Consider the following 16,688-nt stretch of genomic DNA (forward strand, 5'->3'; position numbering starts at 1 on the left):
GGTCGTCTGCGGTCGGGGCGCAGTGACGGTCAGTGCTCGATTGCCCTCGACGACTCCTCGGAGGAACGACGGCGCGGTCAGTACCTGACGTTGGTCTCGACGACCGTTATGACGACTCGGAGGTCGCTGCCCGTGCTTTCACCACAGGTCGCTTTGGGGGTCGCACCGGCGGTGTCGCGTTCCCAGCCCGACCGTTCGAACGTCGCGTTCCAGGCGTTGCCGTAGTTCGTATCCGCCGTTACCGTCACTTCGTCGACACCGCTTTCGATCTGTGTCTTGCGGTCCGTTTCGTTCATCATGACCTCGAGCGTGCCGCTACTCTGTATCGACCCGTTGTTGGCCTGGACTGAAGGAACGGTAATAAGGACCGATTCGTTCCCCTCGTCACACGCCAGCTGTGGTCGTTTGAGAACGACGCTCCCGCCGTTTTCGGCGGAACGAACGACGCCGCCACCCTCGTACACGATCCTGTCGGACCCGGTCGTGTACGCGAATTCGCCGAGCGTCACGGGACTGGCGTCGGCGGGAGCAGTACCGGCACCGGTATCGAGTTCGATCTCGAGTGTCGTCCCATCGGGGTCGGCCACAAACGTCCCTTCCCGAAGCGATAGTTCGCCGCGTCGCTTGTCGATCCCATCGTATCGCAACACGTCGTTGAAGTTCTCCGTGAGTGCTTCCATCGCCCGTTCGGAGTTCCGTAGTTGCTCGCCGTCGCTGTAATCGGTCATCGCTTGGAAGCCAGTCATGGACAGCAACATGACGGAGCCGATGACGATCGCGAACACGAGGACGAACGCGAGGACGTCGGAGACTGCACGATCGGTGCCGGTACGCCCAGCGCTCGTCTCGACGGTTCGGGTACGTCTCATCGTGTTCCCCCGTGGATCGATATTTCACTGGTGGTCGGGTCACCGGTATCCGACCGATGGCGGATTTCGATCGTGCCGCCCGGTACTGTCTTCGAGTCGTCGTCGATTTCCGCGTCGATCTTGACCGGGACGTAGACGACGGTATCGGCGTCCGTCGCCGTCAGCTTCAGACACTCGGTCGAGCCGTCGAGAAACCGTCCATCTCCGCACTCGCTCGCAGGCAGTAATTCGACCGTGTACGACGATCCTGCAACCGTTCGCGGATGGTCGGCAGTGGCGGTCACCTCGTCGTTCGTCCCGATCGCCGCCTGGTCGACGTTCGACAGTTCGTCGCTCAGACGCTCGCCGACCGTCTCGAGTGACAGCCGCGCGCTCTTTTCCTTTTGATTCTCGAGGAGCGTGCCGCCTGCCATCAGGAGCATCGTGATGAGGACCGTCGTGATGGCGATGGTCAGCGCGTGCGTGACCGTGATCGAAACGCCGCGGTCGGCCCGATGGAACCGGTCACGCATCGACCGCCACCTCCGATCGGTGAGTCGCGGTCGAACGGTCCCGACGCAGCCGAACAGTAGTCGTAAACATGGTCTTATCTGTGGTTATCAATGTCAGAGACCCCCTCCTTGACCGTTCCGTGGACGGTTCCGGACCCGGAATTGAGGTCGACCGATCCTTCGGCGATGACGTCTCCGTGAACGACGCCGCCGTCGATATCGGCATTCCCTCTGGTGTAGACGTCCCCGTAGACGACGCTGTCCGAACTCATATCGACGTCACCGTCGGCGACGAGTTCACCGGTGACGGTCCCGTCATCGATATCGACCGTCGATGACGTGATGGCGGTTCCGTAAAACGAACCGCCGTTGTCGACATCGAGGCCATCGTCGATATCCAGATCGCCTATCAGCACGCCATCGCTATTGTATCCGACACTAATACCGTCCCCGTCATCAACGATATCGCACTCGATTATTTCATCGGCGGGGATATCGGGTGAATTACTGTCGATATCGAGGTTACTGCAGGTCCCAGTCGGAACCAGTCCGAGCGGGTTCTGTGGTCCGTCGGTGTAGATCGGGACTCGCTGTAACCGCGTATACGAAGCCTCGTTCGAGGTATACGTGACGTCCGCCGCGATGTCCCACGCGCCGTAGTCGACATCGCCGATCCCATCGATATCCTGGTCCCCTTTGACCACGAGTTCGTACGAGCCGTCGGCGTCGTCCCCCTGAGAGAGTTCGACTTCGTCGTACGACTCGTCCGGATCGATCAACTCGAGTCCGCACTCCCGTTCGGTGCCGTTGATCGTTCCGTGAACGAAGTCGATTCGAACGGGTTGAGACATGGAACACGGCTCGGATTGGACCTCATAGCCGCTGCCGGTCTCTTCGATCGTAACCTCCTTGATTCCGCCACTGCTGTTAACGGACCGGACGGTTATGTCGCCGTCACTGTCGTCCGGGTCGAACTCGAGGGCGAAGTGACCGACGCGTCGCGTCGTGTTGATCGCGGACTCGTTGTTCAGCAAGTCGACGGATTCGTTTCCGATGGGGTTCGTTGCAACCCGTGCCTCCATGACGACATCGACGGTCTCGATCTGCGTGGCCGTCGGACGGCTACTCGCCGTCGTGTTCAGGTACGACTCCGCGTATTCCGAATCCCCGGTGATCACCGCGTCGAGAGTGTTGCCGTAGCTACCGCCGCTACTGCTGTCCCAGTCGATATTCCCGCGATGGGCGAGGCCCCCGAGTCCGTTCTCAAGTTCCTCGTTCGTCACTTTGGCATCGGGGCCGGTCTGGCCGGTCGGACCGGAGGCGACGGTTTCGGTGGCGAGCACACCGTTGTAGACGACGACGGCTCCCAGAATGATGAACGCGAGGGTAATCGCGCCGACGAGGAGCAACTGCCCGCGATCGCGGTGTCGGTCGGGGACGGTTACCATGCGACCACCCGCACTTCGACGACGTTGTAGACCGGGTTATTCGAGCCGTTGTCCAACTCCGAAATCGCCGACTCGCTCTCGTTGAGGTCGCTCAGCGTTCGGTCCCGGTCCGGAGTTACGTACTGGTCGTCGTACAGCGTCACGGTATAACTGGCCGTGACGCTCGACGGTGGGGGTCCGGACTGGTGGACCAGCGTTTTGTTCTCGCTCCCTTTCGGATGAATCTCGACGTTGTATCCGCCGCCACGCGCGTTGAATCGATCGTCCAGTATCCTCCCGAGCGTCGATTTATTGGCGAAGGTGTCGGGATGGTACCGTCGGTAGTCCCCGCTCTGTGCCAACTGTCCGTCGGTCCCTTCGAATCCACCCTCACCGTTCCAGCGACGGAGCGTCTCCGAGAGGTTGCCGTCTTCTGCCGCGACGACCAGTGCGTCCAGTGCTTCCTGTTGCCTCTGTGCCTGATCGGAGCGGTCGACTCCGCCGGTCGACGGCATGATCACGACCGACTGCAGTGCGAACAGGGTCGCCATCAGCACGACCATCGCACCGATGAACCCCTCGAGCGTGTAGGCCTGTCCACGATCACCGCCGGATGGAATATCAGTTCCGGCCATGCTATCACCAGACCCTCACGACGAGTCGACAGGCGGGCTCACACTCGTCGACATCGCCCTCGAGCGTTACGATCCGTGCCGAACTGGCTGCCGACTGGTTGCTATACGGTTCCCCGGCGGTGGTATCGGGGTGTTTGAGCGTCGTACTATTGTTCACGTATTTTATCGTCACGTTCAGACTATCGTACACGTGATCCTGGTCACCGCTCGCCCGGAGTCCGAGCTGGTGGGTCAGGTTCTCCTCTCCGGCATACTCCGTAAAGTCGATCTCGTTACCCGATCCCGTCCCGAGATCGTCGACGATCCGGTCCGCGATCCGGTCGGCCTGTGCCGTCTTCGCGCCGTTCGACGACTCGTACGGGGTTACGAGCGACGGGAGAAACGAGAAGACGAAGGCGATCGCCAGCAGGAACACACCGATCCCGACGGCGAAATCCTGCGTGGTCTGGCCCCGATCCGCAAGCGAGATCGAGATCGTCCGGGGTCGTCGTTGTCGGTCCCGCTCTCGGTCGCGTGAACGTTGTTCGCTCATGTCAGGCCACCAGAGTCCAGCCGATGAGTGCGATCGCGGACAGTCCGACCGCGTATTTCAACCCGCTCAATATACTGGCGTCCCGCATATATCCGCAGATAAACCCGGAGATGATCGCCTGCAGGGTCACCGCGTGGAAGAACAACACCGACAGCATGTCGACGTTGATGTTCTCGCTGAGGTTCGCACCCTGCATTGCACCGCCGGCACCGCCGGGGGCTCCGGAACCACCACCGCCACCGCCGCTGCTTTCGAGACCCGCCATCGTGTCGATGAACTGGGTCTTGAGAATGGCGATCACTGCGAGCACCGTCATGAACGTCATGATGATAATCACGATCTGCATCCGGGTCCGGGACTTGCGTTCGCGCTGGATATCGTCGTGATTCTCGCTCGCCGTTGCGGCCGTCCGGAGAACGTCCGAAATCTCGTTCGACGCCTCCTGCGCTTCGGTAATCAGGCGCATCGTTCGGGCGAGGCGCGGAATGTGGTACTTGTTGTTGAACTCGATGAGCGCTTCCTTCATGCTCGTCCCGTAGTTGACCTTCGTGTGAACGATCTCGAACTCGCGGGCCAACTTGCCGCTCGTCGTGTCGGAGACGGCCTTGAACGACTCGAGCAGCGTGAGCCCAGTGTCGTTCGAACTCGAGAGCTTCCGGAGGTCTTCTGAGAGTTTGTTGACGACGGCGGTTCGGTGGCGGAAGTTCCACTCGCGGAAAATCGCCAGCGGCAGGGCGACGATGTACAGCGGGACGTAGAGGTAGATGACCGTCCCCCAGATCGGTTTCTCGAGGAGTTCCTCCCACGACATCGGTGTCGCCCCGTTTACCACGGCCGTAACGACGACGACGAGTGCCATCGGGACGGTCAACGCAAGCGTGATCAGCGGATTGTCCCTGAAGAAGTGATGGGGCTTCCGCAGAACCTCTATCGTCTCGTAGGTCCCCTCGCGGTTCTTGATTCGATCGAACACGCTGTGATCGCCGGTGAACTGTTCGACGAGTCCGAGGCCCAACAGTCCGTCGTCCTTGCCGGTTTCGGTTCGCTGGTCCGTGTTCTCCATCGTGAGGAAGCCGTCGCCGGGCTCGTCGTGTTTGACCGTCGAAACGAGGACGATGAAGGCGACGCCGATCATCGGGATCAATCCGTACACGGTCATATAGAGCATCTGATTCGAGACGCCCGCGCCCGGAATCATCTGCATGATGACCATGATGATGATCAGGAGAAGCGGGAACAGCGACAGCGTCATGTACATCTCCCCGAACAGTTCGAGCGTCTCGAGGGTGAGTTCCTGTTCCTGCTTTGCGGTGCGCATGTGCTTTTCTTTCTTGTCCTCGAGGAAGCTCTGCATGTCACCGCCGCTGTTGACGATCGAGAGCATGTCGGTCAGGAACTGCGCGAGGTCGTCGCTCGGCGTCTCCAGCGCTTGTTTCCGGATGGCCGTGCGGTAGTCGATGTCGAAGTATTCGGTCTCTTTGACGATGCTCTGGAACTCCTTTGCGACCTCGCCGTAGGTGTCGTCGGCCTGGGCCATCGCCTCGATGATCTCGAGTTGGTTCAGGCCACCGACCGACAGGGCGTACATAAACGAGACCGAGTCGGTCAGGAGCATGTTGATCTCGCGCTTGCGCGAGGACGCACGTGAGTAGGGAATCGCGACCATCGAACCGAAGCCGATCCCGAAGCCGATCGTACCGAGTAGCAGCCCGGTAAAGAAGATGACGGCCGGAACGCGAAGCATCTCGATGATCCGGAGGAGGAGTCCGTTGCCGACCGGAATGCCGATGAGCGTCTCGTTCGAGAGGAGCCCGATGGCGAAGACGCCGTAGCCGAGCATCAGCCCGATCAGCCAGAGGGTGAGTCCGCTGATGAACCCGATCCCGAGCGCTCGCGAGAGGTAGAGTTCGACCGTATCCGTCATCCGGGCCTGCGCGAGTTTCGTCTCGACATCGGCGACGAACTCGCTGTCGTCCCCGAACAGCCGTTCGTAGAGCGGGTAGAACCGATCACCGAGTGCGTCGGAGCTTCCCGACATTCCCGACCCGCCGCTGTCCTTCGTTTGGAGGCTCATGAGTCGGTCTCCTCGTCACTTCCGTCGGCATCGAAAATGCCGTCGTTTCCGTCCGCCGCGTCCCCGTCGTCGTCTTTAAAAATCGACTCGTCGTCGCTCGAGTCGGCGTCGAACAGTGACCCGTCATCGTCGACCGTCTCGGCCTCGTCGTCGGTGAAGACCGACGCCGAATCGTCGCCGAATATCGAGTCGTCGCCGGCTTCGTCTTCCGGGTCCGCTTTCGGTTCGCGCCCGTCGGTCGGCTCGTCATCGGCGGCCTCGGCCGACGAATCGGCTCCCCCGTCGTCGATATCGATCGTCGGCGGGTCAGTGCTCCCGGCTTCGGGTGTCGCCGACTGGGCGTCGCTTCCCGTGTCCGTGTCGCCGGTTCCATCGTCCCGACGACCGGCAGGCGAACCGTCCGTCTCCGTTGCATCCGCCGCAGGCGAACTCGATTCAGTGCCATCCGAATCCGTCGCCCCGTCATCGAGGGCTATCGTCGGTGGTTCCGGCTCGTCGTCAGCGGCCGTATCCGCCGCAGACGTGTCGGAACCCGTTGCATCCGAGTCCGTTACCCCGGTATCGAGATCGATCGTCGGCGGTTCCGGTTCGTCGTCCGAGGCCGCGTCCGCCGCAGGGGAATCGGACTCCGCCACATCCGACTCGGTCGACCCGGTCCCGAGGTCGATCGTCGGCGGCTCCGGGTCGTCGTCCGAGGCCGCATCCGTCTCGGCTGCGGGTTGCTCCTCGGGCGCAGCCGTCGACGTGCGGTCCTCGGAGTCGGGATCGAAGATGGAATCGAGATCACCGTCCGGGAACATCGAATCGAGTCCCGACGTTTCCCCGTGATCGCTCGCCGTCGAGTCGGGATCGCCGGCCGCTTGCCCCGGTTGCGGATCGTCGATCCCGTCGATCGTCTCTCCCATATCGTCGAACAGCCCACCCAGATCGCTGTCATCGGCGTCATCGGACGGCAGTATCGTCGAGTCGCTCCCCGTCGATTCGGTCCCGCCGCTCGAGTCGGTCGTCCCGTCCGCCGGGAGCCGGTCGCCCCCCGCGTTCGACGGGGCGGCTTGGGCCGCCGTCTCCGTCGGTGCCCCGCTCGCTGCGGGCGATTCACCGGCAGGCGCGCGTTCGTCGGCTTCCTCCGGTCCCGGTCCGGCATCGGGGTCGGTAGCGACGCCGGCCTCGGCCCCTTCGCTCAGCCACGCCGGCTCGTCACCGCCGCCGTCGTCGCCGTCGATGGCGAACGCGGTCGAACTGTCGCCCAGTTCCCACTCGTCTTCGTCGACGGTCTCGTCGATCTCGCCGCCGAACTCGAACTCGTCGCTGTCGGCGCGGTCGACCTCGATCGTGCTCTCGGCTTCGACCTCCCCGAGCGAACTCGCGAGCCCGCTGGGAACCTCGCCGCGGAACTCCTCGAACAGCGACTCTTCGGCCCGTTCCAAGATGTCCGTCGAAAGGTTGTACGTCTCGCTGGTCGCCTCGGGTCGCGGAACGAGTTCCTCTTTCTCCGGATCGACATCGATCAGGACGCTCTCCATCTCCCGGAGGTCCTCGAGACTGTCCTCGAGTTGGCCGTTCGCGATGAGCGTGAGGATGGTCTCCGGATCGTTGATAAACGCCTGCACGGTCGCGGCGACTTGCGCGTACGTGTTCAGTTCGTTTTTGATGAGGTACGCGAGGATGACCTCCCGCTTGAACAGTTCGTCCTCGAGTTTCTCCCGACTCCACCCGCGGTCGAACTGAATCTCCTCCAAGGTGTTCGAATCCCCCATCTTGAGGAACTCGTCGGTCTCGGCCTGCCACTGGTAGACGTCCTGAACGTTGATCTCGTCGTGTTCGGCCTCGTAGTGGTTGATCTCGGTCAGGGATTTGTTCCGGCGGACCTTCCGACCCTGCACGCGGGTCTGGGTCTGGATCGACACCAGATCCAGCGCGGTGAACATCGTCTTCGAGACGTTGATCGGGTCCGTCGTGAACCGCTTGAGCACCTCGTCGACGGAGTCGGCGTGGAAGGTCGTATAGGTGGTGTGACCCGTCGACATGACCTGGAAGAGCGTTCGACCCTCCTCACCACGGATCTCACCCATCACGATGTAGTCGGGTCGCTGGCGCAGTGCGGCCTCGAGCAGGTCGAATTCGTCGACGTCACCCTGTTCGTCGTCGGAGAACGAGGGGCGGGTGACGCTGGCGATCCAGTTTCGCTGTGGCAGTTCGACCTCGCGGGTGTCCTCGATGGAGACGATTTTCGCGCTCGAGGGGATAAACAGCGAGACGGCGTTCAGCGATGTCGTCTTCCCGGATGCGGTACCGCCGGCGAAGATCAGGCTCTTGTGGTTCTCGATGGCGAGCCAGAGGAACGCCATCTCGTCGAGCGAGAACGTGTTCCAGTTGATGAGGTCGATCGGGGTGAACGGAACGTCCTTGAACTGACGGATGGTGTAGTTAGTCCCGTGATCGGAGACCTCTTTGCCGAGGGTCAACTGCGCACGCGAGCCGTCGGGCAACGTCGCGTCGACCTGCGGGAGCCGTTTGCTGATCCCTTTGCCCGACCGCTGGGCGAGTTTGACGACGAAGTCGTCCAGTTCGTCCTCGCCGTGGTAGATGTTCGAGATGATCTGTTCGTACTCGGAGTGATAGACGAAGACCGGCGAGTTGTAGCCGTCGACGGAGATGTCTTCGACGTTGATGTCGTGTTTGATCCCGTCGATGCGTTCGTAGCCGATGAAGTCCCGCGTAAGCAGGTACAGGAGCTTTTCGACCTGATACTCGCTCAGCGTGTCCGGATCGTCCGCGAGGATGGCCGGTTCGGGTCGGGCCTCGATCCCGCCGAGTCGGCTCGGGCCGGTGTCCTCGGTCTCGACCACGGTCGCCTCGTCATCGTCGAGCAGTCCCCGAATCGTCTCGACGACGCCTTCCGACGTGCTTCCGGACGTCGCTTCGAAGAGATCGTACCGTTTCAGCAACCGTCTGGTTTCGTCCTCGATGACCGTTCGACGACCACCCTCCGTCGCCTTCTCCTTGATGCCGTCTTCGGAGTACTTGATCGCCTTCCTGAGTTTCCCCGAGAGGAACTCCTTGAGTTCCGCCTCGATCTCGTTCTGGTAGGGCTCGATCATGTAGTACTTCTTCTCGTTTTCCTTCTCCGAGTGGAAGATGACGACGTAGGCGTAGGGCTTGTTCACCCAGTAGCGCTCGACCTCCCGGAAGTGGGTCTTCTTTTCGAAGGGGACCGCCTTCTCGAGATCGTAGCGATTGGAGACGGTCGTGTTCCCCCCGGCCGTCGAGAAGAACTCGTCTTCGTCGAGGTCCTCCTGAACGTTGACGGTGCGTTCTTCCACGACGTCGTCGAGTTCCAGGGCAACGTCGTTGGCGGCGGCGAGACGGCCCTCTAACGTCTCGGGATCGAAGCCGAGCGCTTCGGATTTGTCCAGCGGCGACGAATCGTCGTGACCGTACTCCCGCTTGTAGTGTTCCCAGGTCCAGACGTCCTTGACGACCGGCGTCGTCTCCGGATCGAGGTACTCGTCGACGATCGACCGGAGCGTGGCAGCGCTGTCGCCGGCGGTCGGCAGGACCTGCTCCTCGAGGTTGTCGGGATGATACCCGAGGTACGATTCCGGATCGAACGTCACTCGGTCCCAGTCGTCCCCGCTCGGGCTCGATCCGACATCTTCGCCGGTATCGAGTCCGAGTTGGTCCGACTCGGTCCCGTCGTCGGGGTACAGGTCGGCCACTTCGTCGCCGTACCCGTACTCGTTCATGAACTCTTCCCAGGTGTACGTACCAACTCTGATCGCCGAATTCGACGTCAGGTCAGCTTCTTGAGACCGCTCGTCTTCCGACGCAGGGTCGGATGCCTCCCCCTCAGAAAAGTCCCCAGCATCCGATTGGTCGGCCTCGTCAATAGCCATTGCATCCACGCTGACGTTCACCCCTCAAAAAATTCATCCGCCGATTACCATTTCTGATAACTCAGCACCCGCTCGTTTTCGATCGATTCGGCTACTCGTAAGGACGTTATTGGTTTTCATTTGATACGATATTGCAGGGGGCGTGCGCGAAAAACTTGACATCGGTACCGACGAAACGGAAGAGCGATGAGCGAGCTATTCGATCTCGACGGACGGGTCGCAGTGGTCACGGGCGGGGGACGCGGAATCGGCCGCGCGATCGCGGTCGAACTGGCAAACGCGGGGGCTGCGGTCGTTCCGAGCGCCCGCTCGAGGGACGAAATCGAATCCGTCGCCGCCGATATCGAAGACGCCGGCGGTGACGCACTCGCCGTTCCCGCGGACGTGACCGACAGCGACGCAGTCAGCGACGTCATCGACAGCGCCGTCGACGAGTTCGGCGGCATCGATATCGTCGTCAACAACGCCGGCTTCAACCCTGACGACGCGCTCGGCCGACCGGAGACGGTCGAACCCGAGAGTCTCGACCGCGTGCTCGATGTCAATCTAAACGGTGCGTACGAAGTCACCCGCGCTGCCGCGGACCACCTCCTCGCGAGCGATGGCGGGTCGGTCATTAACGTCGCCAGCGTCGGCGGGCTGGTCGGCCTGCCGCGGCAACACCCCTACGTCGCCTCGAAGCACGGACTCGCCGGCCTCACCAAGAGCATGTCGCTGGACTGGGCACCCGCAGTCAGAGTCAACGCCGTCGCACCGGGCTACGTCTCGACGGCACTCACCGAGGAGCTCGAGGACGACGATCATCTGCGTCGATCGATCATCGATCGGACCCCGCTCGAGCGGTTCGCCGACCCCGAGGAGATCGCCGGCCCCGTCGTTTTCCTCGCGAGCGACGCCGCGACCTACGTGACCGGCTCCGTACTCGCGGCCGACGGGGGGTGGACGGCGCGGTAGACCCAGTCCGATCGCCACTGACTCTCCGGTCCACACTGATCGAGACGTCGTCCCGCACCGATCTGGTTCGGTCGTGTTCGTTCACCATCAAAAATCACGGGGATAGTTGCGACTCCGTGGGCGTTTTCCGAACGCTTAGCCATCGATCGGGAGTACCCCCACTATGCGCTACAATGACAGTGACCAGGCCCGTGAGGTCGCCGACCGTGCCGCCGACCTGATGGAAGAGGTCGTCCTGCCGATCGAGCGCGAGCGAGCCGGCGGGATGGCCGTCTCGAGCGGCACCGTCGCGGACCTTCGCGCGGCCGCCCGCGAGTACGACGTTTATGCACCCCAGATCCCCGAGGAGTACGGCGGCATGGGGCTTTCCTTCCGCGACTCGCTGCCGGCCTTCGAAGAAGCGGGCCGAAGCCTGCTCGGACAGGTCGCCATGCGCGTCGACGCCCCCGACGAGGGGAACATGCACCTGCTCGAGTTAGCGGGTAACGAGTTGCAAAAAGAGACTTATCTCGAGCCGCTGGTCGCCGGTGAGATCAAGTCCGGCTTCTCGATGACCGAGCCGATGCAGGGCGCAGGCTCGGACCCGAAAATGATCCGGACGACCGCCGAGAAAGACGGCGACGAATGGGTCATCGACGGCCACAAGTGGTGGACGACGCAGGGCGTCGAGGCCGACGTCCTGATCGTCCTCGCCCGAACCGATCCCGAGGCCCACCCCTACGAGGCCTGTTCGCTCTTCCTCGTGCCTGCCGACGCCGACGGCGTCGAAGTCATCCGCGATGTCCCCCACATGGGCGGCGGCAATCACGGCGTGTCCCACGCCGAGATCCGCTACGAGAACGTCCGCGTTCCCGGGGAACACCTGCTGGGCGAACTGAACGAAGGCTTCACCCACGCGCAGGAACGGCTCGGCCCCGCCCGACTCACCCACTGCATGCGCTACTCCGGGATGGCCCAGCGGTCGCTGGACATCGCGAAGGCCTACATCAGCGACCGACGCGGCTTCGACGCGACGCTGTCGGACAAGCAGTCGCTACGCCACCGGATCGCCGACGCCGAGACGAAACTCCACATGGCCCGGACCGGCATCCGCGACGCCGCCGACCGGATCGCCGCCGGCGACGAGGCCCGCGTCCCCGTCTCGATGTGTAAGGTCTTCACCGCTAACATCACTCAGGACGCCATCGACCTCGCGGTACAGTGTTGCGGTGCCAACGGCATCGGGAAGGACCTCCCCCTGTCGGACTTCTACGAATCCGTCCGCCAGTTCCGCATCGTCGACGGTGCCGACGAGGTCCACCGCCGCGTCATCGCCCGCGCCGCCTTCGAGGACGTCCCCGAGGAGGAACTCGAGCCGCTGACCCGCTTCGGCGATCCGAACCGGGACCGAAGCGCGGACCACTGACGGGCCGTTCGCTACGCTGCTTTTTCACTCGACGACTCGCTCCGCTCTTCGTCTCGTTGCACGGGCGTGGCGGGATTCGAACCACGCGAACGGCTCGCATCGCTCGCCGTTCTCTCCTTCGAACTCCGTGCCCGTTCGCTCGTCGCGTCCGTTCCTCGCTGCACGGGCGTGGCGGGATTCGAACCCACGATCAGAAGGTTAGGAACCTCCTGCCCTGTCCGCTAGGCCACACGCCCCGCCGCAAAAAAACTTAGTTGGTTTCCGTTTCAGTTCCGGTTTCGGTTCCGGTCTCGGTGCTCGTCTCCTCCTCGGTGGTGACGGGTTCCGTATCGACGAACTCCTCGTCGTCCTCGAGGTTACTCTCGCTGACGTTGCCGCTTCCGTCGCGCATTTCCTCGAGTTCCGATTCGACTTTCTCGCGCCCCTTCTGGAACTCACCCATGGCCTCGCCGGTCGAGCGTGCCAGTTTTGGGATCTTGTTGGCCCCGAAGAGCAAAATCGCGATGATGAGGATAATCGCGAGCTCGGGAGGCCCCATTCCGCCGGGGATGAACAGCGGTGCGGTTTCGGCTACCATCTCTATACGTGGCTTATCCGCTGGCAATTATAACCTTTTTGGACCACTAAGGTAAGCAAGCGGCCGCGACAGTCCGTTTGCGGAGGAAATTCGTCCAACTGGACAGCGAACTGTTCGCTATCCGATGGCGACCCCTGATTTTACCCCGCCGACCGGCGTATCGTGCCACCGTGGACGCGGCCGCGCGGTCGTCGTCGTCGGCCGTTTCGAGGTATCCGTTCCCGATGCGCCCCGGTCTCAGTCGCTTCCGATAACGAAACTGTCTTTCGGCGTTACACGCAATACCGAGACGATGGTAGCAACCGGAGATGCCGCACCCGACTTCACCGCACCGCTCGCAAACGGCGACATCGAGGAGTTTACGCTGTCCGAGCGCCTCGCGGACGAGGCACCGGTCGTCCTCGCGTTCTTCCCCGGGGCCTTCACCGGCGTCTGTACGACCGAGATGTGTACGTTCCAGGACCGACTCGCCGCGTTCAACGACCTCGACGCCGCCGTCTACGGGGTCAGCCGCGACTCGCCGTTCACGCTGAACGAGTTCCGCGAACAGAACGACCTCGAGTTCGGCCTCATCAGCGACTACAACAAGGACATCGTCGACGACTACGGGCTCTCGATGGACTTCGCCGACCTGGGCGTCCACGGCGTCGCCAAGCGTTCGGTGTTCGTCATCGACGGCGACGGCGAGGTCGCCTACTCCTGGGTCAGCGACGACCCCGGCGTCGAACCCGACTACGACGAGGTCGAGGCCGCGGTCGAGGACCTCTCCTAACTCGCCTCGAGACCGCCGAGACGACCGTCGCAGGGCTTTTTTAGTCCGCACCCCACGTTCCGGTATGAGCGATTCCGCCGCCGACGAGGATCCTCGCCGCGTCTACGTTCCCGACGACGACCACAACTTCCCCGACGAGAAACTAAACGCCGTCCTCGCGTACATCGAAGACGACGCGGAGATCACGGCCTATCTCGAGGCGCAGAACGTCAACGCGGTCGACCGGATGCGGTACAACGATCACGGAACGAAGCACATCGAGATCGTTCGCAACCGGGCGCTGTGTCTGTACGACCTCCTCAAGGCCGGTGACGTCGACTTCAACGGGGCACGCCAGCAGGGTCTCGACGAGGAAGACGAGGCGGTCATCATCGCGCTCGCTGCGACCCTCCACGACGTCGGCCACGTCGTCCACCGCGACAGCCACGCCTACTACTCGATTCCGCTGGCCGCGGACATCCTCGAGCGGATCCTCCCCGAGTTCTACGACGCCGCCGACACCGTCCGGATGAAAGGCGAGACTCTCCATGCGATCCTCTGCCATCACACCGCCGAGACGCCCCTGACGACCGAAGCCGGCGTCATCCGCGTCGCCGACGCTCTCGACATGGAACGAGGGCGTTCCCGAATCCCCTACGAGTCCGGCGGCCGGGGGATCAACACCCTCTCGAGTCAGGCCATCAGTCGCGTCTCGCTCCAGGGGGGCGACACCACCCCCGTCATGGTCGAAATCGAGATGACCAACGCCGCGGGCGTCTACCAGGTCGACAACCTGCTCAAGGCCAAACTCAAGGATTCGGGACTCGAGGATCAGATCCGGATCGTCGCGCTCAACACGAACGAAAACCGCGAGCAACTGGTCGAGCGAATCGAACTCTAGGTGCCCTCGCCGTTGCCCACGGTCTGTACGCTGGGTTCAGTTCTACAACGAGACATCCTTCGGCGAACGACGAGCCGGCCGCACTCCGTTCGGATGCATCGAAAGCGAGTGAGTTGCCGTCGGACCGCAGCAGTCCCACAGTAGCTGACCGTTTCCCGTCGACCGGGGTCCTAAGCGCCGGTCGAATTCCCGCCGTTCCCGACGGGGGGCTCCCTCAGGCGAGTTCGTACCCGCCGTCCCGCCGCTCGAGGTAGCCGCGATCCCGAAGCGTTCCGGCGATCGAGAGGACGGTTCCCTTGTTGAGTGCGAGCGCCGTACAGATATCCCCCGGCGTCGCGGCCGGCCACACGGAGATGTAGAGGTAGACGAGTTTCGCCTGTGCGGACTCGATGTCGTCGGGAATCGATACCGTCGATCGTGACTTTCCGCTCTGAGTCATATTACTGGTTCGATGGTTCGACGATATTAAAATTGTGCATCGTCAGTTGTCGAAATCGAGTGTCCGACACCGGTTCCGTCCGGCGGAGCCGTGACTCGAGCGGACCACGACAGCCGGGCCTGCTCCGCGTGAGGGGCCTGCACCAACTGGTCAACACTCGGAGTACTGAACGGTACGTCCAGCGTCGTCTTTCCACCCTTCCGACGGTCGAACTCCGGTATTGCCGGCGCTATCGGGGGTTCGCGGGTCGGCGGTATCGATTCGGGAGCCAAAATCGGACGGCCGGCGACCGGCGCGAGCACCGGCGTCGGGAGCTCTCCGCCACCGAACGTCGATCGTCGAATCGGGTCTCGTCAGCAGGTGACATCCAGTTCGGCAGCGAATTCGCGGGCTCGTGACCTGATTGCCCCGGCGTCTGCGACGAGCACCTCGCCATCGCGCATCAACGCGGTTCCATCGACCATCGTGAACTGCACGTCGTCGCCGTGTGCGGCGAACGTCAGATGTGAGAGGACATCGTGAATCGGCGTCGCACGGGTAACCTCCGTCTCGAGGCCGATGATGTCGGCGCTCCAGCCCTCGCGCAGTTTCCCGACGCGATCGAATCCCGCCGCCCGTGCGCCATTGATCGTCGCCATTTCGAACACCGTCCGCGCCGGCAGCGCTTCGGGCTCGAGTCGATCGACCTTCTGGAGGAGGCTCGCCTGTCGCATCTCCGTGAACGGATCGAGCGTGTTGTTACACGGCGGCCCGTCGTTGCCCAGCGCGACGTTGATCCCCCGATCCAGATAGTCGAGCACCGGTGCGACGCCACTGGCGAGTTTCATATTCGAAGAGGGACAATAGGTGACGTTCGTTCCGGTTTCCGCGAGCAGTTCGCGTTCGGACTCGTCGGTCCAGACACAGTGTGCGAGCACGACATCCTCGCCGGTCAACCCGACCTCGTCGAGCCACTGGATATTCCGGCGGCCGGTTTCGTCCTCGACGGTCTCGATTTCACCCCGGTTCTCGCTCGCGTGCGTGTGAATCATCACGCCGTCGTAGTCGTCGGCGAGGTGTCGAGCCCCGCGCAGACAGGCCTCGGTACAGCTCACGGCGAACCGCGGTGTCACGGCGTACCGGATGCGGCCGCCATCGACGCCGTGGTACCGGCGAATGAGCCGCTCGCTCTCCTCGAGCGCCTCGTCGGTGTCCTCGAGCAGCCCCGGCGGCGCGTCCTTGTCCATCATGACCTTCCCGAGGCGGCCGCGGATGCCGAGTTCGCGAGCCGCCTCGAACGCCTGTGCCGCGTGATCGACGGAGAGGTGATCGATACAGGTCGTGGTCCCGCTCTCGATCATCTCGAGGTAGCCGAGTTCGGCGGCAGTTCGCATCGCGGCCGGTGACAGCGACGCTTCCATCGGCAGCACGTACTCGTAGAGCCATTCGAGTAACTCGGTGTCGTCGGCGATGCCGCGCCCGAGGCTCTGGACGGAGTGGACGTGTGCGCCGACGGTGCCCGGTGCGAGCACGTCGTACGAGTCGCGGTCGTGATCGGGATACTCCTCGAGACACGTCGACCGGTCTCCGACGGCAACGATCAGGTCGTCCTCGACGACGACGGCACCGTCGTGAATCACGGTTTCGGCGTCAGCAACGACCGTTCCCGACAATAACATACCGAGCCACGATAGCGTGGCGTGCCGTTTAGCTTTGCTGGTACGGCAGGGCGGAACCGGCCGAGCGGCCGGCCTACGG

Annotated in this window: 14 protein-coding genes and 1 tRNA gene; 4 read left to right on the forward strand and 11 right to left on the reverse strand. The window is 62.8% G+C overall.

Features of this window, described 5'->3' with window-relative positions; genetic code table 11:
• Positions 1-77 precede the first annotated feature (77 nt).
• The 7 genes from ALTAJ2_RS05740 to ALTAJ2_RS05770 form a co-directional block, all read right to left on the reverse strand.
• Positions 78-869, reverse strand: a complete 792-nt coding sequence (locus ALTAJ2_RS05740) for a DUF7289 family protein (protein ID WP_007108286.1) — start codon at positions 867-869, stop codon at positions 78-80.
• Positions 866-1,381, reverse strand: coding sequence for a DUF7266 family protein (locus tag ALTAJ2_RS05745; RefSeq protein WP_007108287.1), 516 nt, complete (start codon positions 1,379-1,381; stop codon positions 866-868). The genes ALTAJ2_RS05740 and ALTAJ2_RS05745 overlap by 4 nt, the downstream gene beginning before the upstream one ends.
• Positions 1,382-1,455: 74 nt before the next feature.
• A complete protein-coding gene (locus ALTAJ2_RS05750; RefSeq protein WP_007108288.1) occupies positions 1,456-2,808 on the reverse strand; it encodes a bactofilin family protein in 1,353 nt (450 codons plus the stop codon).
• Complete coding sequence (locus ALTAJ2_RS05755; protein WP_007108289.1) at positions 2,802-3,422, reverse strand: DUF7288 family protein; 621 nt, start codon at positions 3,420-3,422, stop codon at positions 2,802-2,804. The genes ALTAJ2_RS05750 and ALTAJ2_RS05755 overlap by 7 nt, the downstream gene beginning before the upstream one ends.
• A 4-nt stretch (positions 3,423-3,426) precedes the next feature.
• Complete coding sequence (locus ALTAJ2_RS05760; RefSeq protein WP_007108290.1) at positions 3,427-3,954, reverse strand: DUF7287 family protein; 528 nt, start codon at positions 3,952-3,954, stop codon at positions 3,427-3,429.
• A 1-nt stretch (position 3,955) separates the two neighbouring features.
• Positions 3,956-6,028: a type II secretion system F family protein gene (locus ALTAJ2_RS05765; protein ID WP_007108291.1), complete on the reverse strand. Its 2,073-nt coding sequence runs from the start codon at positions 6,026-6,028 to the stop codon at positions 3,956-3,958.
• Complete coding sequence (locus ALTAJ2_RS05770) at positions 6,025-9,924, reverse strand: ATPase, T2SS/T4P/T4SS family (protein WP_049899861.1); 3,900 nt, start codon at positions 9,922-9,924, stop codon at positions 6,025-6,027. The genes ALTAJ2_RS05765 and ALTAJ2_RS05770 overlap by 4 nt, the downstream gene beginning before the upstream one ends.
• Before the next feature lie 186 nt (positions 9,925-10,110).
• Between ALTAJ2_RS05770 and ALTAJ2_RS05775 the strand changes: the two genes are divergently transcribed.
• On the forward strand, positions 10,111-10,878 hold the full coding sequence (locus ALTAJ2_RS05775; RefSeq protein ID WP_007108293.1) for an SDR family NAD(P)-dependent oxidoreductase: 768 nt from the start codon (positions 10,111-10,113) through the stop codon (positions 10,876-10,878).
• Positions 10,879-11,041: 163 nt separating this feature from the next.
• Positions 11,042-12,283: an acyl-CoA dehydrogenase family protein gene (locus ALTAJ2_RS05780; RefSeq protein WP_007108294.1), complete on the forward strand. Its 1,242-nt coding sequence runs from the start codon at positions 11,042-11,044 to the stop codon at positions 12,281-12,283.
• 163 nt (positions 12,284-12,446) lie between these two features.
• Here ALTAJ2_RS05780 and ALTAJ2_RS05785 read toward each other — a convergent pair.
• Positions 12,447-12,519, reverse strand: a tRNA-Arg gene (locus ALTAJ2_RS05785).
• 14 nt (positions 12,520-12,533) lie between these two features.
• Positions 12,534-12,860: a twin-arginine translocase TatA/TatE family subunit gene (gene tatA, locus ALTAJ2_RS05790; protein ID WP_007108295.1), complete on the reverse strand. Its 327-nt coding sequence runs from the start codon at positions 12,858-12,860 to the stop codon at positions 12,534-12,536.
• Positions 12,861-13,152: 292 nt separating this feature from the next.
• Between tatA and ALTAJ2_RS05795 the strand changes: the two genes are divergently transcribed.
• Together ALTAJ2_RS05795 and ALTAJ2_RS05800 are read left to right on the forward strand one after the other, a co-directional pair.
• Positions 13,153-13,632, forward strand: a complete 480-nt coding sequence (locus tag ALTAJ2_RS05795; protein ID WP_007108296.1) for a redoxin domain-containing protein — start codon at positions 13,153-13,155, stop codon at positions 13,630-13,632.
• Between the two features lie 64 nt (positions 13,633-13,696).
• Complete coding sequence (locus tag ALTAJ2_RS05800; protein WP_007108297.1) at positions 13,697-14,512, forward strand: HD domain-containing protein; 816 nt, start codon at positions 13,697-13,699, stop codon at positions 14,510-14,512.
• Between the two features lie 214 nt (positions 14,513-14,726).
• Here ALTAJ2_RS05800 and ALTAJ2_RS05805 read toward each other — a convergent pair whose 3' ends face one another.
• Positions 14,727-14,951: a helix-turn-helix domain-containing protein gene (locus tag ALTAJ2_RS05805; RefSeq protein WP_007108298.1), complete on the reverse strand. Its 225-nt coding sequence runs from the start codon at positions 14,949-14,951 to the stop codon at positions 14,727-14,729.
• A 353-nt stretch (positions 14,952-15,304) separates the two neighbouring features.
• On the reverse strand, positions 15,305-16,609 hold the full coding sequence (locus tag ALTAJ2_RS05810) for a 5'-deoxyadenosine deaminase (RefSeq protein ID WP_007108299.1): 1,305 nt from the start codon (positions 16,607-16,609) through the stop codon (positions 15,305-15,307).
• Positions 16,610-16,688 lie beyond the last annotated feature (79 nt).

The organism is Natrinema altunense, assembly GCF_000731985.1.
GTDB classification, from domain to species: Archaea; Halobacteriota; Halobacteria; order Halobacteriales; family Natrialbaceae; genus Natrinema; species Natrinema altunense.

What these genes read in the sequence shown, in the direction of transcription:
- ALTAJ2_RS05740 (WP_007108286.1), bottom strand. Translation starts at nt 869, where the DNA reads ATGAGACGTACCCGAACCGTCGAGACGAGCGCTGGGCGTACCGGCACC.
- ALTAJ2_RS05745 (WP_007108287.1), bottom strand. Translation starts at nt 1,381, where the DNA reads ATGCGTGACCGGTTCCATCGGGCCGACCGCGGCGTTTCGATCACGGTC.
- ALTAJ2_RS05750 (WP_007108288.1), bottom strand. Translation starts at nt 2,808, where the DNA reads ATGGTAACCGTCCCCGACCGACACCGCGATCGCGGGCAGTTGCTCCTC.
- ALTAJ2_RS05755 (WP_007108289.1), bottom strand. Translation starts at nt 3,422, where the DNA reads ATGGCCGGAACTGATATTCCATCCGGCGGTGATCGTGGACAGGCCTAC.
- ALTAJ2_RS05760 (WP_007108290.1), bottom strand. Translation starts at nt 3,954, where the DNA reads ATGAGCGAACAACGTTCACGCGACCGAGAGCGGGACCGACAACGACGA.
- ALTAJ2_RS05765 (WP_007108291.1), bottom strand. Translation starts at nt 6,028, where the DNA reads ATGAGCCTCCAAACGAAGGACAGCGGCGGGTCGGGAATGTCGGGAAGC.
- ALTAJ2_RS05770 (WP_049899861.1), bottom strand. Translation starts at nt 9,924, where the DNA reads ATGGCTATTGACGAGGCCGACCAATCGGATGCTGGGGACTTTTCTGAG.
- ALTAJ2_RS05775 (WP_007108293.1), top strand. Translation starts at nt 10,111, where the DNA reads ATGAGCGAGCTATTCGATCTCGACGGACGGGTCGCAGTGGTCACGGGC.
- ALTAJ2_RS05780 (WP_007108294.1), top strand. Translation starts at nt 11,042, where the DNA reads ATGCGCTACAATGACAGTGACCAGGCCCGTGAGGTCGCCGACCGTGCC.
- tatA (WP_007108295.1), bottom strand. Translation starts at nt 12,860, where the DNA reads ATGGTAGCCGAAACCGCACCGCTGTTCATCCCCGGCGGAATGGGGCCT.
- ALTAJ2_RS05795 (WP_007108296.1), top strand. Translation starts at nt 13,153, where the DNA reads ATGGTAGCAACCGGAGATGCCGCACCCGACTTCACCGCACCGCTCGCA.
- ALTAJ2_RS05800 (WP_007108297.1), top strand. Translation starts at nt 13,697, where the DNA reads ATGAGCGATTCCGCCGCCGACGAGGATCCTCGCCGCGTCTACGTTCCC.
- ALTAJ2_RS05805 (WP_007108298.1), bottom strand. Translation starts at nt 14,951, where the DNA reads ATGACTCAGAGCGGAAAGTCACGATCGACGGTATCGATTCCCGACGAC.
- ALTAJ2_RS05810 (WP_007108299.1), bottom strand. Translation starts at nt 16,609, where the DNA reads ATGTTATTGTCGGGAACGGTCGTTGCTGACGCCGAAACCGTGATTCAC.